The sequence below is a fragment of the Leptospira weilii genome (assembly GCF_006874765.1).
Taxonomy (GTDB): domain Bacteria; phylum Spirochaetota; class Leptospiria; order Leptospirales; family Leptospiraceae; genus Leptospira; species Leptospira weilii.
Window position 1 is genome coordinate 1,647,501 of sequence record NZ_CP040840.1, and the last position, 24,088, is coordinate 1,671,588.

At 40.3% G+C, this 24,088-nt stretch carries 23 protein-coding genes and 3 pseudogenes (1 of these 26 running past the window's edge); 19 read left to right on the forward strand and 7 right to left on the reverse strand.

Going from position 1 to position 24,088, the window contains the following annotated elements:
• From FHG67_RS07760 to FHG67_RS07780, 5 genes and pseudogenes are all read left to right on the forward strand, one after another.
• Positions 1–963, forward strand: the 3' portion of a protein-coding gene (locus tag FHG67_RS07760; protein ID WP_004496738.1) for a hypothetical protein. Its footprint begins 885 nt before the window's first position; 963 of the gene's 1,848 nt are visible here — the last part of the coding sequence; its start codon lies off the left edge, out of view; its stop codon occupies positions 961–963.
• A gap of 16 nt (positions 964–979) precedes the next feature.
• Positions 980–1,699 carry a carbon-nitrogen hydrolase family protein gene (locus tag FHG67_RS07765; protein ID WP_004496682.1) on the forward strand — a complete coding sequence of 240 codons (720 nt, stop codon included), beginning with the start codon at positions 980–982 and terminating at the stop codon, positions 1,697–1,699.
• A gap of 145 nt (positions 1,700–1,844) precedes the next feature.
• Positions 1,845–2,231, forward strand: a pseudogene (locus tag FHG67_RS07770) (hypothetical protein).
• 206 nt (positions 2,232–2,437) lie between these two features.
• Positions 2,438–2,688 (forward strand): annotated as a pseudogene (locus FHG67_RS22670) (type II toxin-antitoxin system Phd/YefM family antitoxin).
• Positions 2,685–2,921, forward strand: coding sequence for a PIN domain-containing protein (locus FHG67_RS07780; RefSeq protein WP_080634047.1), 237 nt, complete (start codon positions 2,685–2,687; stop codon positions 2,919–2,921). The pseudogene FHG67_RS22670 and the gene FHG67_RS07780 overlap by 4 nt, the downstream one beginning before the upstream one ends.
• Before the next feature lie 44 nt (positions 2,922–2,965).
• On the opposite strand, the gene FHG67_RS07785 is transcribed toward FHG67_RS07780, so the two are convergent.
• Positions 2,966–3,937, reverse strand: coding sequence for an ankyrin repeat domain-containing protein (locus tag FHG67_RS07785; protein WP_142499727.1), 972 nt, complete (start codon positions 3,935–3,937; stop codon positions 2,966–2,968).
• A 409-nt stretch (positions 3,938–4,346) separates the two neighbouring features.
• Between FHG67_RS07785 and FHG67_RS07790 the strand changes: the two genes are divergently transcribed.
• The 7 genes from FHG67_RS07790 (at position 4,347) to FHG67_RS07820 (ending at position 10,112) form a co-directional block, all read left to right on the forward strand.
• Positions 4,347–5,483 (forward strand): Gfo/Idh/MocA family protein, encoded by a 1,137-nt coding sequence (locus FHG67_RS07790; RefSeq protein ID WP_004496749.1) that lies wholly within the window; start codon positions 4,347–4,349, stop codon positions 5,481–5,483.
• Positions 5,484–5,494: 11 nt separating this feature from the next.
• Complete coding sequence (locus FHG67_RS07795) at positions 5,495–7,207, forward strand: ABC1 kinase family protein (RefSeq protein WP_004501886.1); 1,713 nt, start codon at positions 5,495–5,497, stop codon at positions 7,205–7,207.
• Positions 7,204–7,752, forward strand: coding sequence for a lipoprotein signal peptidase (locus FHG67_RS07800; RefSeq protein WP_002556236.1), 549 nt, complete (start codon positions 7,204–7,206; stop codon positions 7,750–7,752). The genes FHG67_RS07795 and FHG67_RS07800 overlap by 4 nt, the downstream gene beginning before the upstream one ends.
• Before the next feature lie 4 nt (positions 7,753–7,756).
• A complete protein-coding gene (locus tag FHG67_RS07805; protein ID WP_002556226.1) occupies positions 7,757–8,284 on the forward strand; it encodes a cyclic nucleotide-binding domain-containing protein in 528 nt (175 codons plus the stop codon).
• Positions 8,277–9,344, forward strand: a complete 1,068-nt coding sequence (locus FHG67_RS07810) for an AI-2E family transporter (RefSeq protein ID WP_004496774.1) — start codon at positions 8,277–8,279, stop codon at positions 9,342–9,344. Before FHG67_RS07805 ends, FHG67_RS07810 begins: the two co-directional genes overlap by 8 nt.
• A gap of 220 nt (positions 9,345–9,564) precedes the next feature.
• The gene (locus FHG67_RS07815) at positions 9,565–9,843 is read left to right on the forward strand and encodes a BrnT family toxin (protein ID WP_036075850.1); all 279 of its coding nucleotides are present in this window, start codon (positions 9,565–9,567) and stop codon (positions 9,841–9,843) included.
• Between the two features lie 29 nt (positions 9,844–9,872).
• The gene (locus FHG67_RS07820; RefSeq protein ID WP_232423654.1) at positions 9,873–10,112 is read left to right on the forward strand and encodes an antitoxin; all 240 of its coding nucleotides are present in this window, start codon (positions 9,873–9,875) and stop codon (positions 10,110–10,112) included.
• A gap of 74 nt (positions 10,113–10,186) precedes the next feature.
• Here FHG67_RS07820 and FHG67_RS07825 read toward each other — a convergent pair whose 3' ends face one another.
• Together FHG67_RS07825 and FHG67_RS07835 are read right to left on the reverse strand one after the other, a co-directional pair.
• The gene (locus FHG67_RS07825) at positions 10,187–11,107 is read right to left on the reverse strand and encodes a DMT family transporter (RefSeq protein ID WP_004500274.1); all 921 of its coding nucleotides are present in this window, start codon (positions 11,105–11,107) and stop codon (positions 10,187–10,189) included.
• Positions 11,108–11,869: 762 nt separating this feature from the next.
• Positions 11,870–12,736, reverse strand: coding sequence for a bile acid:sodium symporter family protein (locus tag FHG67_RS07835; RefSeq protein WP_002556215.1), 867 nt, complete (start codon positions 12,734–12,736; stop codon positions 11,870–11,872).
• Positions 12,737–12,974: 238 nt separating this feature from the next.
• On the opposite strand from FHG67_RS07835, the gene FHG67_RS07840 reads away from it, so the two are divergent.
• Both FHG67_RS07840 and FHG67_RS07845 read left to right on the forward strand, forming a co-directional pair.
• Positions 12,975–13,394, forward strand: coding sequence for a hypothetical protein (locus FHG67_RS07840; RefSeq protein ID WP_004496759.1), 420 nt, complete (start codon positions 12,975–12,977; stop codon positions 13,392–13,394).
• A gap of 58 nt (positions 13,395–13,452) precedes the next feature.
• Positions 13,453–14,190, forward strand: coding sequence for a lysophospholipid acyltransferase family protein (locus FHG67_RS07845; RefSeq protein WP_004500268.1), 738 nt, complete (start codon positions 13,453–13,455; stop codon positions 14,188–14,190).
• Between the two features lie 518 nt (positions 14,191–14,708).
• On the opposite strand, the gene FHG67_RS07850 is transcribed toward FHG67_RS07845, so the two are convergent.
• The 4 genes from FHG67_RS07850 to FHG67_RS07865 all read right to left on the reverse strand — a co-directional run bounded on the left by FHG67_RS07850 (position 14,709) and on the right by FHG67_RS07865 (position 19,568).
• Positions 14,709–16,550, reverse strand: coding sequence for an esterase/lipase family protein (locus tag FHG67_RS07850; RefSeq protein ID WP_004500325.1), 1,842 nt, complete (start codon positions 16,548–16,550; stop codon positions 14,709–14,711).
• Positions 16,551–16,707: 157 nt separating this feature from the next.
• Positions 16,708–17,160, reverse strand: a complete 453-nt coding sequence (locus FHG67_RS07855; protein ID WP_002556235.1) for a response regulator — start codon at positions 17,158–17,160, stop codon at positions 16,708–16,710.
• Positions 17,153–18,550 carry a sensor histidine kinase gene (locus tag FHG67_RS07860; RefSeq protein ID WP_004501881.1) on the reverse strand — a complete coding sequence of 466 codons (1,398 nt, stop codon included), beginning with the start codon at positions 18,548–18,550 and terminating at the stop codon, positions 17,153–17,155. The genes FHG67_RS07855 and FHG67_RS07860 overlap by 8 nt, the downstream gene beginning before the upstream one ends.
• A gap of 301 nt (positions 18,551–18,851) precedes the next feature.
• The gene (locus FHG67_RS07865; RefSeq protein WP_004500331.1) at positions 18,852–19,568 is read right to left on the reverse strand and encodes a class I SAM-dependent methyltransferase; all 717 of its coding nucleotides are present in this window, start codon (positions 19,566–19,568) and stop codon (positions 18,852–18,854) included.
• 233 nt (positions 19,569–19,801) lie between these two features.
• Between FHG67_RS07865 and FHG67_RS07870 the strand changes: the two genes are divergently transcribed.
• The 5 genes and pseudogenes from FHG67_RS07870 to FHG67_RS07895 all read left to right on the forward strand — a co-directional run bounded on the left by FHG67_RS07870 (position 19,802) and on the right by FHG67_RS07895 (position 24,014).
• A complete protein-coding gene (locus tag FHG67_RS07870; protein ID WP_002556228.1) occupies positions 19,802–20,842 on the forward strand; it encodes a CapA family protein in 1,041 nt (346 codons plus the stop codon).
• 1,336 nt (positions 20,843–22,178) lie between these two features.
• Positions 22,179–22,410: pseudogene (locus FHG67_RS22325) on the forward strand (transposase); the annotation flags it as partial.
• Positions 22,411–22,496: 86 nt separating this feature from the next.
• Positions 22,497–22,952 (forward strand): hypothetical protein, encoded by a 456-nt coding sequence (locus FHG67_RS07885; protein WP_002556221.1) that lies wholly within the window; start codon positions 22,497–22,499, stop codon positions 22,950–22,952.
• Between the two features lie 133 nt (positions 22,953–23,085).
• The gene (locus tag FHG67_RS07890) at positions 23,086–23,265 is read left to right on the forward strand and encodes a hypothetical protein (RefSeq protein WP_002630919.1); all 180 of its coding nucleotides are present in this window, start codon (positions 23,086–23,088) and stop codon (positions 23,263–23,265) included.
• Positions 23,266–23,723: 458 nt separating this feature from the next.
• The gene (locus FHG67_RS07895) at positions 23,724–24,014 is read left to right on the forward strand and encodes a hypothetical protein (RefSeq protein WP_004500297.1); all 291 of its coding nucleotides are present in this window, start codon (positions 23,724–23,726) and stop codon (positions 24,012–24,014) included.
• The last annotated feature ends 74 nt before the right edge of the window (positions 24,015–24,088 follow it).

A 24,088-nucleotide genomic window follows, 5' to 3' on the forward strand; every position in this document is an offset into this window, starting at 1 on the left:
ATGGAATCCGTTCTTGGAATTCTTCCCGAAGAGAAACCGGGTCATAGACAGCAAGGGGAAGAGTTGGATGAAATCTCCGGAGGTGCGACATCCGAAGAGGGCGCTCCCGTGGAAGAAAAGAAAGAAGAAACCAACCCCGAAGATTCCCTCAGTAAAGAACTCAAATACGGTTTGAAATTGATGAGAATGCTTCCTCTCGATCAGCTCCGTAAAAAACACGATCCGAAAGGGGAATACGAAGATATTCTTTCCGAGGATAAGGCGTTTTTGACTTGGCTTTTCTTTAAGGAGTTCGATGCCGAATATTCTTTCGTGATGACAACCAAAAAGATCGAAATTAAACCTACGATTGTAAATGGCGCTAAGGTCGACTATCGGGAGAAGATGATCGATCATTATGAGACAACTCGGGCTTCAATCGAGCAGTTTAGAATTTACGATCAGTATTATAAGGAACTAAAAAATCATCTTAAAAATCCGGGTGCCAATTACATCGAAGCCTCTAAAAAAACTAGCGCTTTGGAAACGAAAAAAAGCCAACAATCCAGAAATGTTCGTGTGACTGTTAAAGAATTCGTGGAAAAGACGGCCGAAATTTTGGAGAAACTCATCACGGACATGAAATCCAAAAAAGAGATCGTTACTAACATGGATGAAATTATGACCTTGGACATGATGGAATCAAAAAGAAGGTTGAATAAAAAACCGATCAAACAGTGTATCATGGAAGCGTATTGTTTTGCGATCGCGTTTGCGGGCCGTCTTGAAAGCGGAGATTTATTCGGAGGAGTAACCGAACTTTCTTCCGAAGAGATGGAAAAAGAATTCGGTATCAAAACAGAACCATCTTCCGTTAACGAATCCGATCTAGGAATGCCGGTAGCCGGTAGCGACTCGTCCGAGGGTTCTGAAAAGATCGATTCGGACTCGTTAGGCGTTGATCCTTCCATTTTAGGCGATTGACCGGGCGGTATCTGTTTTGGCGTCCGCAAAAGTTACACTTTTTCAAAAACATATCAACCGGCCCGTTTCGAACGATCAGAAACTAAAACTTTCGAAGGAAAAATCCGACTTTTTACTTTTGCCGGAGTATTTTCCATTTTACGATTTGTCTTCCGCTCCGGAAAAACTTTCCGAAAAATCTAAAATCCTTTCCGATGAACTTTTGCAGATTTCCGAATATTATAAAGGCGTAATTATCGGGGGGTCCATGTTCAGGAAGGACGATTTTGGAAAACTGAAAATCAGCGTTCCGATCGTTCAAGACGTGGTAGTCGTGGATTGGTATGATAAACGGGAACTTTCCTCCGAAGAAAACGTCGCCTCTCCGGGCGATGCGGAAACGATCTTTATCATGGGAGGTTTTCGTTTCGGAGTCGTGGCCGGAAAAGAAATTCAAAGCTCCGAGCGTTTGGAGGAATTGAAATCTCAGAACGTAAACCTTCTTTTTCACATCGATTGCATTTCGGAATCTGATTTCACTCACGCACAGGACTTGGAACGTTATGCGAAACTATCGGCCGAATACGGAATTTTTATCGCGAGATCGAGCGGCGTCGGTTTCGCTCTCGGTCGCGCCGGTGTGGGTAGAAGTCTTTTATCCACTTCTTCCGGAGTGAACTGGAAGGTCGCCGAATCCGAAAAGGACAAGGAAGTGATCAAAACCGTTACGATCAACGGAGTGAACGGTTTGTTTTAGATATTTGGGTTTATTGTCGAAATTCATCTTTCAAAATTTTTTAGAATAAGAAGCAAAGTGATAAAGAAGATAAAAAGTGATTTGTTTTTACGGATATCTCGTTTTTGGATTGTATTTTTGTTTTTAAATGTGTGCATTTTCCGAAATGCGTTCTAAGGATTTGATTTCAGTTGAAAATTCCGTATTTTTTTTCAAAGATGAATTGAATTCAAACGAGGATTCAATCCGCTTTGAAATAAAAGTCACGAATCAAAGTGAAAATCCGATTCCCGATTTGAGCGTTGAGAACAGATCTAAGTTTGTAAATTTTTATTTCAATGGAAAGGTGGAAAATCCTCTTGTACTTTACAACGGCTTAGAAGCTATCTACGGTGAAAAGACGATTCCACCCGGTTCATCAGACTGATTTCAATTCTCATATGGCTCGGATAACTGTGGGGAAGAATTTACGATTCAATGGGAATATAGGAAAATAAAATCAAAAATTTTGAGAGTGAACGTTAAGAATCGAAGCGTTGAAACTTTAAAGTGATATTGGATACAATTTATATTTCAATAATTCCCGAAAAGAATAGAGTTTTAATCCGAAAAGTTTTCTCAAAATTCTACATCCTTTTTTGTCGCTCCGTTACAATTCAATGAGGACATTTACAAGTAAGCTGAGCCTTTCTATTCTTTCCGGAACGATTTTTTCCGAACATTTTTGACGACGCACAAATTGTGCGTCAAGATTATAAAATGAAAGAAGCCAATATAAGGTATATTCAACATAACTTTTCGAAAATATTGGATTGGATCGAAGCCGGGGAAGACGTATATGTTCTGAGAAGAAAAAAGTAGTCGCAAAAATCACTTCCTTTCGTCTCCCTTCAAAGCAAAAAGTTTCCTTACCCGAATTTTATAAACGTGCGAAAACTAGGATCGGCGCCCCGAAAGGAAAATCCATAAGCGATTTGGTTCGGTCCGATCGCGAGAGCGGAATTTCGTGACATACGTTGATACGAGCGTTTTGGTAAAACTTTATTATGCCGAAACCGATTCCAATCAAATTACAAAGGATCTTTCCAGAAAATTTACTTCCAAGTTAGGCGTTCGTTCTTTAGATATTTTGCATGTAGCTCAGGCGATTTTTCTAAAAACCGAAGAATTTTGTTCTTTAGATATAAAACAGATCGCGCTAGTGAAAGCGGCCGGATTGAAGATAATAAAGCCTTTGGCATAACATTTTTATTGAACAATTCGAGTGATCGTTCCGCGTTTTAAAAACTACTGAGAGATTTTTTCTTGATTTTCCTTAATTCTGTTTTTTTTCAAAATCAAAGTTTCCAAGTCGGTCAGTTTTTGTTTTCTTACTTCTTCCAGAGGGGTTCTTCCTTGTGTGTCCGAGATGTTCGGGTCGGCGCCTAGTTCGAGTAACTTTTCGGATAAAGCGATTCTCCTTTTGAGAATGGCTTGTAAAAGCGGGGTGATTCCTTCCGCGTTCCTATGATTTACGTTCGTTCCGCTTTTTACGAGAAGTTCCGGAATTCGCGGATCGATATCGGATTCTTCCGAAAGAAAATGAAGCGCATTGTCGACTCCGGTTTGGATCTGTTTTCCGTCCTGATTCTTGTCATGAAGGCGGCTCGTATAATCCGCCTTTGCGTTGTTTTTCAGAAGAAATTCCACAATTGAAAAATTTGCCGAAGACGAACCGGCCCCGCACGCGAGGAAGAGTGGAAATTCTTCCGGACTTCCCTTATCGAAGTTTACGTCGGCCTGGTTTTCTACCAGAAACTGTACAAGCACTAGATTCCCATGACGAATCGCCACATTTAAGATCGAAACGGGAAACGTTTTTGTTGCATCGACCTTGGAAAGATATTCCAGCTTAGCTCCGGATTCAATCAATCGTTTCGGAACCGCGAGGTCGTCTATGTCTAGAACTTTCACATCAAAAAGTCCGGCCAAACTTTCCATCAGCACGGAACTTCCGTCTTTGTCCTGGGCGTTTACGTTGGCTCCGGCACGGATTAGAACTTCCGCGACTTCGGGTCTGTGATCCGCGAGCATCAAAGCCGTTTTACCTCTGGAATCGGTAGCGTCTACGGAAGCTCCCGCTTGGATTAAAAGTTGCGTTTTTTTAGGATCTCCTTCCTGGACGGATCGTAAAAACTCGCTGTCCAAAACCGGGTCGGCCCATAGAAGGAACGGAACGATTAAAAGGAGACATTGGATTTTATGAATTCTTAAAATCATCGTAATATTGATAAACCCTCGTACTATATTAAATCGGATTTTTTACGTGTGTATATACACATTTTTGAAATCCGTTTTTTATAGGAATCTTAAAAACGCTTTCTTACCTTGACCCTTTTTTTCTTTCGGAAGTTCCTATTTGTTTTCGGAGTTCTTTCAAATGCTTCGATCTTTTCAAGAAGCGCATGTTATGTGCTCTCTGAGAACCGATTCGGTCCGAACAAACTCTATACACAACAGCTTCTTGCGCGGAATTTTTGATCGATGATTTCCGTTGGATCGAAATCGTTTCGAGAAAAGAAAGAAATTTTTGTTTTCAAACCCATGAACCAAAGAATCGTTTCGAAATCCGATCGGGTCAAGTCAAAATAACTCTTGAGTCGAATACCCGAAATGGTTTCATCATCTTATGATTCCCGTTTTACTCATAGGTCTGGGAAGAATCGCTTCTCTCCTGGAAAAGGATTCCCTTCGTAACCGTCCTTGCACGCACGCCGGAACGATTTTTTCACCTTGGGGAAAAAAGAAATTCTTTCTCGTAGGGGCTATTGATCCATCCGAAGATCGAAGAAGCCGATTTTGCAAAGATTGGAATATTCCGAAAATTTTATGTTTCCCCGATTTTAAAAATTGGGCTTCCTCGTTTTATTCTTCTCAAAGTGAAAAAGATAATGTAAATTCTACCGATTTGAGATGGAAAAAAAAAGGCCGCAACTTTCCACATTCGAACTCAATCGACCCCGCTTCCTGTCTTGTAGTGATCGCGACTCCTTCCGAAACGCATTATGAACTCGCAAAGGCAGCGATCGATTTCGGATTTCGAAGGTTACTCGTCGAAAAACCGGTTTGTCATTCTCTTTCGCTTGCGCGCAAACTCTCGAAACTCTGTTGTAAAACGGGAACGGATCTGAGAGTCAATCACGAAAGAAGATACCATCCTCTTTATATTCAAGTCCGCAAATGGATCCAAGAAGAAACCTACGGACCGGTTCGAACGATACGCGCTTCCGTTTTGACTTCCGCACGGAATCCGGGCCGGGCAATCCTGGACAAAACCGGTCCTCTCTTTCACGACGGAACTCATGCGGTTGATCTTTTAACCTGGTATCTCGGAATGCCGGATCGGGTCGTTTCCGTTTTACGTTCCTACCCAAATTCTCCCGTAGAAGAGCAGGCTTTAGCGCTGATGACCTATCCCAAGGGTGAGACGGTTTTTTTGGAGGCGGGGGGAATGAGAAATTACTTTCAATTCGAGTTGGATATCCAAACGGAGAACGCGCGTTTTCTCGTCGGAAATGACGAAGTTCGCTTTTGGAAGTCCGAACCTTCCCGAAAATACAAAGGATTTAAAAGTTTGACTCCGATTTCAATTTCCGAAAAATCTTCCGCAGGCTCGAATCCGTTTCTGAATCTATACGATTCTCTTTTTCGGCATTTGTCCGGAAAATCGTCTCGGATCACCGGGGACATGGAGGAGAATCTTCAAATTCTCACTCTACTGGATACGATCCGGAGAAGAGCCGAAAAAAGATTCCTAGGGGTTTAGAAGTTTCACGTATGCTCGTAACCGGAACAGCCGAACCTCAGGAAACCCAGTCATACAAACGACACGGTAGTTCCTGGAGATTTTGGAACGCGAGTTCCTTCGTCTGGAAAAAAATATGGTCTATATTCTGGTTTTTTAAACTGGGAAAAATTTTTTTTCCTTCCTACAGAGATAGGGTCGTTCAGGAAAATTTTTTTCGTACATTAGGAGAAGATTGCCGTAACTTCTTCTTATCCATGGGAGGAGTTTATATCAAACTCGGTCAATATCTCGGAAACCTTTCCCATATCTTTCCGGATTCGTTTACCGAATCTCTTCAAGATCTTCAGGATAGAGTTCCCCCTCATCCTTTTTCAGAAATCGAAGAACGTTTTCGTTTGGAATTCGGGAAAGAAATCACAAAAGTTTTCCCGAACATTCAAAGCGTTCCCGAGGCGAGCGCGTCCACGGCTCAGGTTCACGTTGCTTCCATTGGAGGTCAAAAGGTTGCCGTAAAAGTTTTATATCCCGGAATCGAGACCTTGATCGCAGACGATCTGAAGAATATCCGCTCTTTTTTGAAAAGAATCAATCGTTATCTCTTTCGTTTCGAATACAAAAAGATCCACGATGAAATCAACCATCTCGTAACCAGGGAAACCGATCTTCAGTCGGAAGCGGATTCTTATGATCGAATGAGACAACTTTTCGCCGAAGAACCGGATTACGTATTTCCGAAAGTTATCCGCCCATTTTCGGGTAAAAGTGTTTTGGTTACGGAATTTATAGAAGGGGTTAAGATTACCAGGGCGATTCCCGTACTCAAAGGTCAGGCCAAGTCCAGGCCTGTGGAACTTCTTGTTCGTGCCTATGTGTTGATGATTTTTCAGTATCGCTTTTATCATGCGGACCCGCATCCCGGAAATCTGATTTACACGAAAGATGAAAAACTTTGTTTCATCGATTTCGGAGCCGTGGGGGAAATGAATGCGATCAGGGTTTTTGCTCTGAAAAAAATCTTTCTCTGTGCGATTGCCAAAGATTATTATGGAGTCGTTTCCGGTTTGGACGACATAGGCGCGTTATCTGCTTCCGCGGATCGGGATAAACTCGAAGAGGTTGTTCGCTATTCTTTGGAAAAGTTGGGAAGGTTTATCGCGGATACGGATTATTTCCGAAACCTTTCTCTGGATCAGATTCATACCAGAGAGGATCGACTTTTTTTAAAGGAGATCAATTCTAGTCTGAAGGAAATTTTTAGAATGATTCAGATTCCGGAAAATTTTATTTTCCTGGAACGTGTTCTGGGATTACTGGTAGGGATTACCGCGATCTTGGATCCTTATAGAACCGTTTTGGACTACGGGGAAAAGCCCTTCCGGACTGTCGCCACCGGAAAAGAAGGCGGACTGGAGTTTTCTTTGTTAAACGAAGATAAGAATCTTTTGAGTCATGCCCTTTCCATTCCGGGAGAATTTTATAAAGTACTTCAGAACATCAATCGGGGAAGGCAGGGAATCCAGCTCCAGGAGGTGGAGCGGCACACTCGCAAGATGTACGTTCTGGGACATCAGTTTTTATATTCTGGATTCCTGGTTGCGGGAATTTATTTCGGAAATTACTATCTCGAAAGAGGAATGGAAATTCAAAGTTGGGGATTTTTTGGAACCTCCGGATTTTTGGGACTGATACTTATTTATTCATTTTGGAAAAACAAACTTAAAAAGAAAGGAACTCTCTCGTGAAATATTTTGGAAAACGATTTTTAGACGTCTATCGCCCTCTTTACATAGGCGTTATCTTTCTCGGGATCGTATTAGATCTTGTGACTAAGTTTCTCGTCATTCTCTACTTTGAACCGCACCGTTATCTGGAAGTGCTCGGAAGTTTTTTCAGAATGACTCTTACCTTCAATACCGGTTTCGTGTTCGGAGCGTTTCAAGATAATGCGATTCCGTCTTTGATCGCAACCGGAATTGCAATTGTGTTTCTCATCGGATACAGATGGAAAAATTACGATCTTGGAAATCCTTGGGGGTGGAACCTCGTAATGGCCGGCGCTTTTGGAAATTTCCTGGATAAGTTCTTCATAAAAATTCCGGGCACTGGATTTCGTTTTGGGTTTCAACCGAACGTGGGAGAATATATCGGAGTCGTCGACTTCTTGGATTTCGATTGGCCGGACTTTCTTCTTTTTTCAAGATGGCCCGCGTTCAATGTGGCGGATTCCTGCGTGACGATCGGGCTTACGATTCTGATCTTTACGATGAAACTCGAAGAGGAGAAATAATTTCTTGAAAGCTCTCGATCTACCCATCTGGAGAAAATTATTCGTTCGTAAGGAAGCGAATAACAAAGCGATCATTCAGTTCCTCAGGGAAACCTCCGTTTTTGGGAGAATGAAAAAAAGAACCCTAATTGAAATCGCAAGGATGGTACACGTTCGAGAATATCAAGAAAGTGAAATGGTTTTTCGTCAGGGGGATGTCGGGGCCGGATTTTATCTGGTCTATGAGGGTTCGGTCGTAATCCGTTCCGTTAGAGATGGAATCGAACTTGATCTCGCTCATCTTGATCGGCATTCGTTCTTCGGAGAACTTTCCCTTTTTACGGAAGAAAGAAGAACGGCTAGCGCGATCACTCTTGAACCGACGACGTTGCTCGGATTTTTCCAACCCGATCTCAAAGAAATCATAGAAACAAAGCCGAGGATCGGCATTGAAATTCTTATGAGTCTTTCTACGGTGATCGTGGAAAGACTGCATCGAACCAATGGGCTTTTAGAAAAAGCCTACTTCAAAGGAAAACAAAGGAATGCGTGATCCGGAAATCAGGGAATTTTCCGGACACTTCATTCGGACAAGTTTCTTTCTCATCGTTGTTTTTACAATCATCGTTTCTCTTTGGGGACTTCAACTACTCGCGGTTCCGATCGTGTTGGCTCTTTTGATCTTCTATACGTTTAATGGAATGATCAACGATCTGGAAAGTTTGGGCGTGCCTAGAATTCTTTCCATTGCAATTCTGATGTTGTTTACGAGCATTCCAATTTATCTGTTCATCAACTCAGTCGCTTCTCCGATCGCTTCCACCTTAAATCCGCTTTTGAAAAACTGGAAACAGGATCTGGACGACGCAAAGTTCAAATATTTGACCGTAACCGTCAATCTTCAGTTCAATGAATTCCCCGCTTCTTGGAACGAAACGATCCGCCCCGACGAACTGATTAAGAAAATCGCGGAGCTGATGCACGAACAAGTGAAAGGGTTCGTGTCTTATATTCCGACTTTGATCGGTTATTTGCTCATCACTCCTTTGTTTGCGTTTTTATTTTTACTGAACGGAAACGGAATCTATAAAAGTCTGATTTCCCTGATACCAAATCGTTATTTTGAAATGGCTCTTATGATCACGTACAAGATCAACGAACAACTTACGAATTATCTCAAAAGTCTAATGATTCAAAGTATGATCATTTGCGCTGTTTCCAGCTTGGGATTTTATATCGTCGGATTGCCTTATTTTTACATTTTCGGTCTCTTTTTGGGAATCGCCAATTCGATTCCCTATCTAGGTCCGATTATGGGGGCGATTCCGCCTTTGTTTTTTGCTCTCGTTATCGGAGGAACCGAAACGACAGGACTTATGATTTCGATTTTGATCGTGGTATCGATCGCGCAGATTATTGATAATTTTCTAGTACAGCCGATTGTAATTTCGGGTTCGATGTCTCTTCATCCGATTGTAATTGTAGGTGCGGTTACCGTGGGAGGGGCCGCGCTTGGTCTCGTGGGAATGCTCATCGCGGTCCCGATGGCGGCGATCTTAAAAGTGACGATCCAAACTCTTTATAGTTCGATGAAGGATCACAATCTGCTTTGATCGTAAGCCTGAATCTTTAACCAGAGAATCAGGATTTTGAACGGTGTGATATTTATGAATTTAATGTTAGGCGAAATATGTGGTAAATAACAACCCTATCATGGAGATTTTTATTCGTAGCATTTGCTTTGAATTTTAGGATTATTTTAGTGAAGTTTCGCAACATTTAGATCAAAAATTTTGTATTGATATTAGGCACACGCCTAATATTGTAAGATTGGTGATCTTTGATTGGGATAATAATAAGAATGAATCTTTAAAGGCTGAGAGAAATATCAGCTTTGAAAGGGTAGTCGTTGAAATTGAATCTGGGTTAGTTTTAGATATCTTAAAGCGTCCGAATATGAAAAAATATCCAAATCAAATTTTAATAATCGTAGAAATCGATAATTATGCATGGATAGTTCCTACAATTGAGAATAAGGATATTTTCTTCTTTAAAACAGCATACCCATCAAGGAAATACACTCACGTATATCTATCGGAGGCAAATTTATGAAATATAAACTTAGCCAAGAATAGAAAGATTTGGAGCCCTCTATCGAGCGAAATGAATGGAAGTCGGTTAATAATAAAGCACAATATTTGAAAAAATTTAAATCTGCCGCCAAGAATACTCTATTAAAAAATAAGCGAATGAATATTAGAATTGCCGGGAAAGATATCCAATTATTAAAAACTAAGGCTTTGGAGATTGGGATTCCTTATCAGACTTTAGTTTCAAGTATATTGCATCAGTATGTAACCGGTAAATTGACAGAACGGTAAACAAACCCCAACTTCGCCTAACATCGGTTGCTTTCGTAAAACGTAACTCTTTCCAAATACGTCTTCTTTGTTTTTTAAGAATTTTCTTCGGTTTTTGGTTCCGGTTTTTTTCTACCGATCCAAAGAACTCCCGTTAAAACGAGGATGGTTCCCACAAGTCCGGAAAAAGTGATCGGTTCTCCGAGAAATATCCAAGCAAGTAAAATCGTAGACATCGGGCCCACAGAACCCACAATCGCCGCTTTTCCGGAACCGATCATTCGAATTCCTTCCGTGGTGAAATAAGCCGGAATTACGGTCGTTAAAACTCCGAGAGCCAGTCCGTATAAATATACGTTAGTAGGCTGGATCAGAGAGGCAGGGTGGCGAGTGATAAGAAAATGAATTATTACGATCGAACCGGATAAAAGCATTAGATAGGAAGTGAATCGAACCGAACCGAGTTTCGGGATCAAAGATTCGCTTCCTACGAGGTATAAAGCGTAAGCGATCGCCGATCCGAGTATGAATAGCACACCTTTCGTTGTATTTGGTCCTTCGGCCTGAATGTCTCCTATGAATGCGACCACGATTCCGGAATATGTGAGAAGGATTGCAAATATTTCCGCTCTTTTGATTTTCCTTTTGAAAAGAATAGAACCGATAATGAGGACGATCGTAGGATATACGAATAAGGTGATTCTTTCCAAACCCGCCGAGATATATTCCAAACCTATAAAGTCGAATAGGCTCGCCAGGTAATAACCTAAAAAGCTGAGAACCAAAATTAAGCCCCAATCTTTTTTTGTGAGAACGAAGTCTTTGTTCATATTTCCGGATCGGTAGGCGATCCAAGCGAAAAACGGAATTGCAAATAACATTCTGAGTGTGAGTGCCGTGGTCGAATCGATATTGTATCGATAGACCAATTTGACAAAGATCGCCTTTGCAGAAAAGAAAACAGCTCCCGCTAATACGAGAGAGATTCCCCAAAAAGGTTTCCATTTGGATTCCATAAATCCATCTCTTATTTCCAAGGGTTTTTAAAAAAGCTTTTTTGTTAACGGAAGGAAAGAAAGAGATTCCCGCTTCCATTCTTTGACTTTTTGGATCTGAACATAACAATTGCTCAAAAAGAAGGAATGTTTGTATTCCAGAAGAGTGAGAGTTTTTTGGGCTCCTTCGGATAACCAATAGAGTTGTTGAAAAATTAATTTTCCTTCTGTTTCCGTTTCATTCAAATTGGCGATTAGAGTAGTTTTTTTAACTCCACTATGGAATTTTTCAAAAACTCTATTGGGGAATCGTTCTGATTTGAACTAAAACCCTCTCCTTCCGATTTTTGTTTTTACAGCTTCGAAAATCTGAAAACTCGGGATTGTAAAAAATACAAGAACGAGTTCGAAAGCCGTGTCGCTTAATTTCCCTCCGGCAATTGCAAGAAGTCGGTCGCATTGGTCGGGCGAATCCGTTAAAAAAAATCTGATCCATGATCGCCATTTCCGTCCAAGCCCGGACGTTGACGTCGCTTAAGTGAATCTTTATTTTATAATATTCTAATTCTTGATTCTAAGCGGAGAAAAGTTCGATTAATTCTTCGTTGGAAACTTTTACGTCATGCGGAGCCTGAGAGTTTCTTCGTTGCCAAAATCGATTTTTTTCCGAATTGCGTCTCTGTGGAATCCGATCCTCGTACAATGAATTGGAACTACGAAGAAAGACAAAAATGCGATTTTGACGAATATCTTTCCGGGTTTTCGATCTATGATCGTTTTCTCTTAAGTTTGATTCGGAATTCTATGCATCCAGATAGAAAAAAGCCCTCCCGTGGCAAACATAATCAAGCTGTAAATTGCAGACGGAATCGCCATTGCCGGATTGTTTAGGATTGTGCTTGCGATCGCAATTCCCAAGGTTCCGTTCTGAATTCCCACTTCGATCGTGATGGAAGTTCTTTGGGAATGCGTCACCTTCATCAGAGTCGCCCCCAGATAACCCAATGTCATCGTAATTAGATTGAGTGCCAAGGAAGCGGGACCCACCTGGATGAAAAATGGTACAATGTTTTGCCTTTCTCGAACAATGGCGCCCGTGATGATTAGGATCAGAAAAATTCCGGAAAGAACTTTTATCGTTTTTTCGAACTTTCGGGAAAATTCCGGTTTTTTCGAATTGAGAATCATCCCGATCGACACCGGTAATACGGTAATCAGAAAGATTTGGAGAATCGTCTGAGGAATGTTGAGTTCGATTATTTGTCCGGCTCCGAGAAAATGGCGCATGGACATATTTAAAAGGAAGGGGATCGAGAGAACGGTGATACAGCTTGTGATTGCGGTTAACGTTATAGAAAGGGCGACGTCTCCTTTTGCAAGATGAGTGATAAGGTTGGAAGTCGCTCCTCCCGGGCAGATCGCTAAAAGAATCAAACCTACGGAAAGTTCTCCCGAAAGTCCGGAGACGCTTGCGATTAGCCATCCAGTGATCGGCAAAAGCAGAAGCTGCAATGTTAACCCCGTGAGCACCGCTTTGGGAAGGACGAAAATTCGTTTGAAGTCGGCGATGGTGAGAGTCATTCCCATTCCGAGCATGATGATACCTAACGCGGCCGGAAGAAATATCTTTGTCAGTAAATTGGATTCCATTGTTTAAAACCTATTTTTGTTTCAAACTCTGTACAAAAGTTCTTACTTAAAGTCCACAGAATTTTTGAATTCTTTAAATTTTATATTTCCGGTTTTTTTTGTGGAATATTCGAAAGAAAAATAGAAAAATCTGAATTTAAAATTCGAATTTGGTTTCTATCTTCGATGAAAGCTTCTTTCGGGGATTTTTTTGTAAAAACTTGACAGATAATAAGATAGAACTATATTTCCGGGCACGATGAAAAACCTGAAGATCATTTATTCCGCTCTGTTAATCGGTTTGGTTTTGTTCGGTGGCGTTTTTGTGTTTTTTACAAGTCCGAACGGAAGTTTATCCGGGGATAGTAGCGGAATTATTTTGGGAGCCACGGTTTTCCTTTTACCGATCTCTTGGTATATTCCTTTATTTTTTGCTAAAAAGAAAATGATTCCGGATCATTTGGGACCGAAAGAAAAATTCGTATCTTATTCTCAGTCTAAAATTTTTTCCGTGATTTTTTTAGACGCAGGCTATGTCATCAACGGCGTCTTTTATTTCATGACGGCGTCCTATGTTCATTGGATCGGAATGGGAATCTTTTTTGCAGGCATATTGATTTTATTTCCTAGGGAGAAAGAATTTTCTTCTTTGTATAAAACGCAGGGGTTCCCTCCCTAAATTATAAACCAAAAAAAGAGATGATGAATTTCCAAATTCAGAAAAATCTCGTGCTTACATGGAAGAACGTTCTATCACTCATAAAAACGAAAAGCGGTCTCTTAAAAGAAAATTTTTAATTTGGCTCATTCCGTTCCTCGTAGTCAATCTACAGAAACTGATCGGGTTTACTTCTCGAAGAATCAATATAGGAAACGAAAGTATCGAGAAAATTCGTAGGGAAAAAAAAACCTATATTCTTTCCGCTTGGCATACGAATGTTTTATATTCTCCTTATCTCAACCGAAACTTAGGAGTGGCCGTTCTCATTTCCGAATCCAAAGACGGAGACTTTATCAATCAGGTTGTTCATCGATTCGGTAATTGCAGCGTTCGAGGTAGTTCTTCTAAGGGGGGTTCCAAAGCTCTCAAAGCATTGATTACTCATCTTAAAAAAAATCTTCCTGCGGCGATTACACCCGATGGGCCTAGGGGGCCGGCGTTAGTCGTACAACCCGGCTTGATCGCTTCCGCTCAGATTTCTCAAGTTCCGATCGTTCCGTTTCATTATGAATGTACTCGTCAATGGGTTGCCGAAAGAGCTTGGGACAAACATAGAATTCCGAAACCGTTCACTACTTTTGTGGTTTCGTACGGAGAGCCGATTTATATCCCTAGAGATTTGGACGAAAAGGGTTTTGAAGAGGCTCGGCTGAGAGTGGAAAAAGCGATGCTCGAAAACCGACAGAGAAGCATCGACAAGGCTGAAGAATTAAGAAAAAATAATATTCTTAAAAGTGAATGTGTTAAAAATTGATTGATTTTTGAAAGTTGTTATTCGGACAATACTACGATAACGTGAGTTCGATATAACAAATGCGAAAGCGATTCTATGTTTCAGCAAACGCGTCGTGAGTGGCTCACAACTTGTTGTGAAATCAGCGCGATCCTTAGTTAGGGAGTCGTTGCGCTTTAGTTTCTTATTCGCCCAATTTTTCTTACGCCGAACTCACGTTATGATAAACTTATTTCGAAAATTAGAATCTTCCTCTAAAAAGTCTGGAATTCCCGATTTAACTTAATTTTTGAGAACCTCTCTACTTTTGCAAAACCGGCCGCTTGTTTTCGAGTATCATTTTCATGCGTTCGAATAGTAAGTCTTTGTTCGCATACATCTGCCTGGAAATATACTTTGTCATTGCGCTATGAGTTCGAACAAATCGTTTTTTAACGGCTGAAAAAGTGCGGTTGTAACGCCGCTAAGTTTTTGAAACAATCGTATTTTGAAACATACTTCGAAAACGGAGTGTCAATTTTACGAGCTAAAACATCGTTTTATGGGGTGTGCTCTTTTAAAATTCTTTTTACTTCTAAAAAAGTAGGAGGATAATTTTGCACCGAATGTTCTGACTGAATCAGCGTTTCCGATTCCGAGTTTTCCAGATGAGAACTTTCATACGGAACGACCGTATCGCTGATCCAATTCAGATCGGCGAGTTTAGAATTTCCGATAATGGAATGGAACTTTACTTGCGGTTTGTAGTCTTTCGTCACTTTCATAAAAAGGCTTTTGGGTGCAAGTCCGTCGACTCCGTACACTTTTGGAACTATATCTCCTTTTTTGTAGTTAGGATTTAGAAATTTGTAACCTTCTTCGAATTTTTTGACTACTTCTTTGGGAATGATAAAAAGGAATCTTGCGATCGAACTTAAAATTCCTTCCGCTAAATTCGATCCTTTGTGCGGAGTGGCTATGAAGATCGCTCTTTTTACGAAAGGTACCGGATCGAAATCCATCAGTCTGCTGATTTCTTTTTTGGTTTCTTCGTTTATCGTGTCGAACACGGAATAGGGAACCTTGGCCGCGTCCATCCATTGTTCTTTGTTACTGTGTGTCACGGCTAATTTTACAATCAATCCGCCCATACTGTGGCCGACTAAAACGGTTTGATCGAAACTTTTGTGTTCGTTGTTCGGGTCGTAAGTCTTTCTAAGATCGTATAAAGTATCTCTAAAGTCCGCTGCGGAAAAAAGGATCGGATTTACCGTGGGATACCAATATACCCAGAATTGGTATTTCGCCTTAATTTCCGGATCGGAAAGGAGTTCGTTTATCATCGGAAACCAAATGAAAGGCGAGGACGCCAAACCGTGAAGAAACACAACCGGAATTTTATCCTTATGATAGGGATAAACGAGATAGAGTCCCTTTCTGGACATACCGGTTTCTCCGTCAAAGATTGCCAGTAAATTGTCTTTTTGTTGCGCAATCGTTAACATATAAGCGAGGGGAGTGGTCGTATCGCTTTCCATGGGTAGGTTTATTCCGTCTAACGTGATTTGATCTCGGAAAACGGGATCATAGACATGAATTTTAGCGCGTAAGCTCGTAAGGTCTCTGTTTCCTAAATACGATTCCTCCAAGCTTACGAATGCGGTTGCGGGATAAGCCTGTCCGACTCCGTTGATGAATTCGTATTTGATTCTTTCCCGGGATTCTTTTTCCGGAAAATTACGGTTGAGAATTACCGGAGTTCCGATTCCGTACTTGCTGATATGATTGGAAAAACCTTTGACACGATAGTCGTAAGTAACTTCGATTTGCAGAAAATTTTGAGGACTCCAAGCTGTTTCCACTTCCGCGCTCGACATCTGTAAGGTTCCTCGAATCAGAGGAAGATTTAAGTCGGTAACTGCGGCCAACTTCCGATTTTTTTTGGCGTAACGCACCAGTTGCGCTAGAGAACGATTGTAAGTGAACAAAGCAAATCTAAATTCCGCGGAGAACGGGTCTGGCGCCGGAGAAGCCTTTTTATCGAACAAGTACGTATACGCATAAACTAATGCGGAAGCATACATCTTTGCGAATTGGGAATCTTCCATATCCAAAGAGTTTCCCGTGAGATAACAGAGTTCGGAAAGATAGTAGGCAAGATTTCTAGACTTATTTGTGATCAAGTCATTGTCCAGATCGTAAATTACCACTAGGGGATATTTTTCGAACTTGTCGTAGAGGTCGTTGCTTTTCAAATACCGGGCGGTCAAAAGACTGAGTTGATTCGAAGAGACGCTATTTAGGTTTACGAGTTTTTCCTGTTCAAATTGAGAATAACTCGATGTTGAATAAGTGGCACATTGTAGAACGAGAAGTAGAAAGAACCAAAAATGGAATTTCATCGCTTGAGGACCTAATTCCGATCAATAGATAGGTCCTTCTGACGAATGACAAGCAAAAAGAGTTTAGATGATTTATATCTTGACTGTCTTTCCATTCGATTGTTACGGATTGGTTTTTATTTTTAACTGCTTTGCGACAAACAATCCGACTGAAAAATCATCTACCTATAAATTGATTCACTAAAATCCAATAGAATCCTATCTCACTGGCTACTTCGCTAAACTTGTCGAAATCGAGAGGTTTTACGACGTAACTGTTCACTCCGAGTCTATAACTCTCCACGATGTCCTTTTCTTCGGCGGAAGAAGTTAGGATAACCACGGGAAGCAATTTCGTAAATTCCTCGCTTCTTACCCTTCGAAGCACTTCGATTCCGTCCACTTTGGGCATCTTCAAATCTAAAAGAATTAGGGAAGGTAATTGTGTTTTGTCCCGATTTTCGTAACGTCCGGTCGCATATAAATATTCCAGGGCTTCTTCGCCGTCTCTGACGAGTTTCACCTGATTCGCGAGATTGTGTCTTTTTAAGCTTCTGAGAGTAAGTTCGGAGTCTTGCGGATTGTCTTCCGCGTATAGGATCGAGATTGGTTGGTCCTGAGGATCATACATGATTGTCGTCAACTCCTAGGGTAAAATAAAAACAAGCGCCTTCGTTCAATTTGCTATTTCCCCAAACCTTACCGTTATGTCTTTCGATCACTCTTTTTACGATGGCAAGTCCGACTCCGGTTCCTTCGAACTGGTCTGCGTGATGTAGCCTCTGAAAAATATTGAATAGTTTATGTTGGTATTTCATATCGAATCCCGCGCCGTTGTCTTTTACAAAAAATACGGTCTCTCCGTTGTTTTGATACGATCCGATTTCGATTTTCGGATTTTCTTTCTTTTTGGAATATTTGAAGGAATTGGAAATCAAATTGAATAAAAGTTGTTTAAGGAGACCGGAGTCTCCTTTTGTAGGGGGAAGATCGCCCACAATAGTTTCCATTTTTATACTCGGATAATAGTTCGCCATTTCTTCCAGAATCTTTTCTACCATAACCCGCATATTCACAATGGAGAATATGGGTTCTTTTCTTCCCAATCTTGAATATTCCAGAAGATCGTCTATGAGTTCTCCCATGTTCTCGGAGCTTTGAATGATGATGTTGACGATTCTACGGCTTTCCTCCCCGAGTTCCGTTCCGTAATCTTCGAGTAAAATTTTAGAAAATCCTAATATTCCTCGAATCGGAGAGCGAAGGTCGTGCGAAACGGAATAGGAAAATGCTTCTAAGTCCTTATTGGATCTTTCCAATCGCTCCGAATAAGTTTTGAGATTCTGATTGGATACTTCCAATACGCTTTCCGCTTTTTGACGACGTTGACTTTCCTTATAGATAGACCAGTTTTGAAGGAAAATGAAAAGAAGATTCAATGTGATTCCGGAGAAAAGCAGAGTGACCGATATCGCCAGATGCATTTTCGAATTGTTTGTTCGTATGTCTAGGAGTCGAAATTCCTCCGCTTTTATATCCTGAATGAGGGATTTGATTTTTTCCGATAGGTCTTTTCCCTGTGCGGAGCGAAATAGTGCCAAATAATTTTGCATGGATGCGTGTTTTCTCATCGAAATCAATTTGTCCATGTAGGAAAACTTTTCGCTCAAGTAGGTTTCTATGAGAGAAAGCCTTTGTTGTTGGCCAGGGTGATCGATCATGCTTTTTCGAAGTTTTCCAGTTCGTTCCAAAACCAGGCTTTTGTTTTTGAAATAAGCGTTTAGTTGTTCTTGGTCCAGATATAAAATATAAGCTCTTAAGACGGCATGGGTTTCGTTAAAAGCGGAAAAAGTTTCTTCTATGCTCAAAAGCACTTCTCGGGTATGCACTTCCCATCTTTTGAGTTCCAAGGATTGTTTCAATGTGTAATATGCGGATCCGATCATAATGAAGTTCAATACGACAATCCCGGTCAATCCGTAGGCGATATTCTTTTCAATTGTATTTTTCAAAGGAAGCACCTCAAGCACGGTTTAGTATTGGGAATCGCTTATTCGATTGGAATCAATCTATTTGAACTTAACGATTCTTCTAATACCATCAGAACTAAAAATTGCGACTGCCATCTCTAAAATGGCAAGAAAAACTTAAAATCTCCGCCTTGAAAATAAAGTCGTCACAGTATACTTTCCCCTGATTTGAATGAGGGTTTTGTTTGTGAATCGGACGTTATGGGTCGTATTTTAGGTTTTTCTGAAATAATTTGACGAGATTTTGTGCGAAAAAAAGTTCTTTTTTATCCCACTTCTATTTTGGAGTTTCTTATTTTCCGAAACATAGGGCCATCATATCGCCTTGGTCCAGGAGCTTTACCGTGGGATCGGCGATGTGTTTTAGGGTTTTATAAAATAAGGAAGCTTCTTTTTTTGTTGTAAGTCCGCTTCCGTATGTGACGTGTTTTTTCTTTTGAAACCCGAGAGAATCGCAGAGTTTTACGATTCCAGGCAGTGAATAGTAATAAAGATGTTCAGGAACGTTCAAGTATCTCCAGGAAGGGCCTTGCAGTTTTGCGAGAGTTCCCCATCTACAGGTGGAGAGGATGATTCTTCCTTCGGGTTTGAGGTGCGTATAAATTTTCTCTAATGTTTCTTTGGGTTTGTGAAGATGTTCGATAGAAGCCCAGAGAGTGATTAGATCGAACTTTTCCGTTTCGGAAGGCTTCCATTCCAAAAAGTCGATTTGTTCCACTTTGAGCTTTAATTTTTCGCGGGCAAATTTGACGGGGGTTTCGGCGATGTCCATTCCATGGGAATCCCATCCTCTCCTTTGCATGTAGTCTACAAAATAACCGGCCGCGCAACCGACATCAAGACAACGCTTTTCAGTTCGCAAGGTATTTTCCCAGGTCTGAAAATCCAGATCTTTCAAGTTGAGTTCGAATACTCTAGAGATGTCGTTTCTGATCGAATTCGAAAAATAATTGTCATAACCTCGGTCGCTTCGTTTTAAAAAATATTCTTCCGAATAATAGGAGGCCACTTCTTTCGGAGAAGGTTGAGGATTTACCTGTACGAGAGCGCAATATTTACATTGTACGATATGAAAAAGTTCGTTCTTATGATTGGATTTGGCAAAGAGGGGTTTAAATTTGGAAGAGCCGCAGGTATTGCAGGGGATTTTTTCCATTCTACTAGTCTATCGGACCGAATCGGGATTCCTTTGATAGAAATTCTACTTTACGAGTAGCTTTCTCTTGAAACTCATGAAAGGACATGAAACAAAGTGTAATTTTTTCCATTCTGTTCGTTTCCTTTCTTTTTTCGTTCAAACTTTCTGCGGATTCCAAGACTGATACCACAATTAAAATCAAAGCTGTGGGTGATATGGTTCCGGGTACGAATTTTCCCCAACCTTTGAAAATTCAGGATCCGAGATCGTTTTTGTTCGGAAAGGTGGAGAGTTATCTTAAGGGTGCGGATGTTCTTTTCGGGAATTTTGAAAGTACTCTGACGAATTATCCGAACACTTCCAAGGATACTTCCAGAAAAATGATCTTCGCGTTCAGAACGCCTCCTTCTTACGCGAAGATTTTAAAGGAGGTCGGATTTGATATTTTAAGTATTGCTAATAATCATTCTTTGGATTTTCACGAGCAGGGTTTCGAAGACACTCAGAAAAATCTTTCTGATGCCGGAATTCGTTATACCGGTAAAAAGGGAATGATTACGTATATGAACGTGAAAGGTATTTCCGTGGCTTGGATCGGTTTTTCTCATCTGAAGTCGCATAACAACGTGAACGAAATCGGAGCGGGTGTCGCTCTCGTAAAGGAAGCGAAGAAAAAAGCCCAACTCGTTTTTATTTCATTTCACGGTGGAGCGGAAGGTGGTCCGGCTCTTCACGTTAAAAATCAGATGGAACGTTTTTACGGAGAATACAGAGGAAACTTAGTCGAGTTTAGTCATTCTCTGATCGATGCGGGTGCGGATTTGGTGATCGGTCATGGTCCTCATTTGGTGCGTGCGATGGAATTGTATAAGGGAAGGTTGATCGCTTATTCTCTCGGTAACTTTATGGGTTATAGGGCTCTTTCTTCCAAAGGAATTGTCGGTTATTCTCTTGTCCTTGAAGTGGAAGTGGATGTTCAAGGCAAGTTCGTAAAAGGTAAGGTTATTCCCTTACAACTCGACTCGGCTTCGATTCCGGAGTTCGATCCCGAAAAGAAAACGATTCATCTGATGAAAAAATTAACCAAGGAAGATTTTCCAGGTAAGGGGCCTAAGATAGCGGACGACGGATCGATTTTGCCATGAAACGCGATCCATAGAGAGCCATAACCAACCCCATAAGTACTTGGATCCGAAGATAAATCTGTCGGAATTACGACAAAATCCCCCGTGAAACTTAGTTCCCACCCTTATTTTTGGGTGGGGGTGGAGGCGGAAAGACTCGGGAAATTTTTCTCTATCAGAAAATCATACTTTTTGCAAGTAAAAAGCCGCATTCTTGTCGGAACACTACCAAAAATATCAGTTTTCGATCCTATTATCCCAAAAGCCTTCTTAATTTGTGGGGTTGGTTATGGTAGAGAGCGTTTCAGCCAATGAGCTGCGGAGCGTGGCGAATGGCTCTCATACGTAGTATGAGAAATTGAACTCTCTTGCTCGCTGAGTCCGAAAAAGCGGAATACATACTTTTGGAAATAGTCGTATATCCGAAGTTAGGCGTGAGTTGGCTTGAATTTTTAGAAGGAAATGAATAAATTTATAAATATATTAAGGAAATCACAATGGGGTAGTTTTGTAATAATCTTAACTCTTAGGCTTTTGGGGAATAATGTCAGACGAACCTTATTTGCGAGCCGTTGGTCATGAACTGAATTCATTTGATATTGTAAACTGGTTCGTAATTCTCGTAATAGGGCAGGCAAGCTTAATTGCATATGTCCTATCGTATGGGATTATTCATATAGTTTTTGAACGCTATTCTACGGAATTTATTGATTTTTCTTTCCTATGCTATTACGTGATTTGGTCTATACTTTCCATTTTTCATTGGAAGTGCGCTATATGGATTTTAAAGCAAAACCATTTACATAAATTTTTTAGAAAATTATTCTTAACTATTTCTGTAATTTTTATATTTCTTTCTATTTGGACGATTTTTCTTATTTGGCCTGAAGTTTATTCGGAAGATCACTATCAATATTTCTTATTTTATTTACCAGTTCAAATATTCGCTTTTGCAACATCATCTTTACTAATCATATTATTAATCCATTACGGGACTCCGTATCTTCAAAAAAATAGTATTCCGAATTAAATTAACGTGAGCAGGGTCGTAAGGGAAAAAAAGGGAAAGATCTTGTACAGAAAAGCCAGATCACATATTGAACCAAATTTCTAGCAAGAAAAGGGTTAAATATGGATCTGACAGAGATATTTTGCGCGATAGACGATTAATTGTACACAACAAAAAATAAACTGGAACGTGAAAATACTTTTGTCCGGTGGTTCGAAAGAGAAACCGAAAATTTCAGTTAAGCCTGAGTGAAGTAGCAACAATTGCGGTTTATTTTCATCTTTCTCATTATAGAGAATTTAAAAATTTCTATTTGATAGAAATAAAAAAGAATATGAAAATAAATGAATGTCCTTAATCGACAAGATTCTTTTAAGAAAAAGGGCAATCATTGAATCCGTAAATGATGAACTCAAAAATATCTGTCAGATTCAACATACTCGACATAGGAGTGGGCCGTTAATCTATTAAGCGGTTTAGTCGCATTTTCTTTTTTCCAAAAAAACCTTCTTTGAATTTGAGATCCAAAGACAATGTACAACTTTTACTCTTTCCTTACGTCGAACTTACGTTAAAATAAATTCGTTCGAAGGAATACAAAAATAGATTTGATTTTCACAAGCGTGTTCCTTATAAAAAGTAAATGAGAGAAAGGGAAAGTTGCAAATGGAAACGATCAGTTTTTCAACCTTGATTCACGCGGACGCGAAAACCGTATGGAACAAAATGCTCGAGGACAATACCTATCGGATTTGGACGGAAGCGTTTCACACAGGTTCTTACTTTGAAGGTAGTTGGGAAAAGGGAAGTATCATTCGTTTTGTGGGGGCGGACGATAACGGTAACTTACAAGGTATGTACAGTCGAATTAAAGAAAATATCGAGCATAAGTTCATTTCGATCGAACATCTCGGAATGATCGTTAACGGAGTCGTCGATACGGAAAGCGAAGAGGTGAAAAAGTGGACTCCCGCTTTCGAGAATTACACGTTCAAAGAACAAGACGCCGGAAAAACGGAGCTGATCGTCGAGATGCAAATCGTCGAGGAATACAAAGCCATGTTCGAAGATATGTGGCCGAAGGCGTTAAAGGCCCTGAAGGATTTGTGCGAGTCTCGATAACCGATCGTTTCCCCGTTTTAAAACGAAAATTCGAAAGGAACTATCCGCGGAATTCTTAAATAAGAAGTAAAAACCGCCCCTGTTCTTTGTTGTCTTTTCGAGATTCAAAATAGGATTATAAAATTAGAATAGAATGAAAAGCTCCGAAGTTTACGACTCGTTTAGGATCCGGGACGAGATCGGAATGCTCGCGGATACGAACGTCAGCGACAAAAAATATCTGCAAACGGTACGTAACGCGATGGAAGGGAATCGATCTGCTGCGGAGAGGCTACACATGTTACGGAATATCAAAAAAGCTTGGAGTCAGTAAACAATCGAAATTGTCTTACGTCCGAGAATCATATTAATCTAACGTGAGCAGGGTCGTAAGAAAATGAGAAATAATTTTCTAAAAGTAGAGATTTCTACAATTTCAGAATTTGTTCGTAAAATCGTGATTTACGATAGCTCCATATTTTAAGAATCGATTTACAAAGTTCAGATTCCGACTTTTTTCAAAAAAATGAATCATGGATTTCCTACGCCGACTCACGTTAATTTAAAGTATAAACCGATATGAAATAGTACAAAACGTAGTCCGAAAATAAAATATGAATGAAAGTTGCCTGATCGATGAAACATTGTTTTTATAAAAAACGAATCTGGATCAATGGGCGAAATTATGGATTCAAATAAATACCGTATCAGTTTACGAAAAGTAACGCTTGGAATCATAGGTTTACTTTTTTTCTCCTTCTAGTAGGAGTATATAAATTCACAAAAATTAGAATGCAAACCTACGATAACTTAACGGAGGCCCTTCAAAATACTATGAATGTCGGTATTTTGAACTTGGAAAATAATGAACTTAGAATTCTTCCTAAGGAGATTGGACAACTTAGAAATCTGAAAACGTTACATTTACTTAATAATCGACTTAGAACTCTGCCTAAGGAGATTAGACAACTTCAAAATTTGCGAACTTTATATTTGACAGGTTATCTTTCGAATAGAAATAAACTTTCGTCTCAAGAGGAAAGAGAGATTCAGGAGCTTCTTCCAAAATGCGCAATAAAGTAGGATTGGTAAAATCAGGGATTGTATGGCAAAGCGGTTTAAAAAATGGGAATTACGGATCCGCCCTTAAGGATGTT

Coding starts and splice junctions, on each gene's coding strand:
- FHG67_RS07785 (WP_142499727.1), bottom strand. CDS start 3,937: ATGATTTTAAGAATTCATAAAATCCAATGTCTCCTTTTAATCGTTCCG.
- FHG67_RS07790 (WP_004496749.1), top strand. CDS start 4,347: ATGATTCCCGTTTTACTCATAGGTCTGGGAAGAATCGCTTCTCTCCTG.
- FHG67_RS07795 (WP_004501886.1), top strand. CDS start 5,495: ATGCTCGTAACCGGAACAGCCGAACCTCAGGAAACCCAGTCATACAAA.
- FHG67_RS07810 (WP_004496774.1), top strand. CDS start 8,277: ATGCGTGATCCGGAAATCAGGGAATTTTCCGGACACTTCATTCGGACA.
- FHG67_RS07825 (WP_004500274.1), bottom strand. CDS start 11,107: ATGGAATCCAAATGGAAACCTTTTTGGGGAATCTCTCTCGTATTAGCG.
- FHG67_RS07835 (WP_002556215.1), bottom strand. CDS start 12,736: ATGGAATCCAATTTACTGACAAAGATATTTCTTCCGGCCGCGTTAGGT.
- FHG67_RS07840 (WP_004496759.1), top strand. CDS start 12,975: ATGAAAAACCTGAAGATCATTTATTCCGCTCTGTTAATCGGTTTGGTT.
- FHG67_RS07845 (WP_004500268.1), top strand. CDS start 13,453: ATGGAAGAACGTTCTATCACTCATAAAAACGAAAAGCGGTCTCTTAAA.
- FHG67_RS07850 (WP_004500325.1), bottom strand. CDS start 16,550: ATGAAATTCCATTTTTGGTTCTTTCTACTTCTCGTTCTACAATGTGCC.
- FHG67_RS07855 (WP_002556235.1), bottom strand. CDS start 17,160: ATGTATGATCCTCAGGACCAACCAATCTCGATCCTATACGCGGAAGAC.
- FHG67_RS07870 (WP_002556228.1), top strand. CDS start 19,802: ATGAAACAAAGTGTAATTTTTTCCATTCTGTTCGTTTCCTTTCTTTTT.
- FHG67_RS07885 (WP_002556221.1), top strand. CDS start 22,497: ATGGAAACGATCAGTTTTTCAACCTTGATTCACGCGGACGCGAAAACC.
- FHG67_RS07890 (WP_002630919.1), top strand. CDS start 23,086: ATGAAAAGCTCCGAAGTTTACGACTCGTTTAGGATCCGGGACGAGATC.
- FHG67_RS07895 (WP_004500297.1), top strand. CDS start 23,724: ATGCAAACCTACGATAACTTAACGGAGGCCCTTCAAAATACTATGAAT.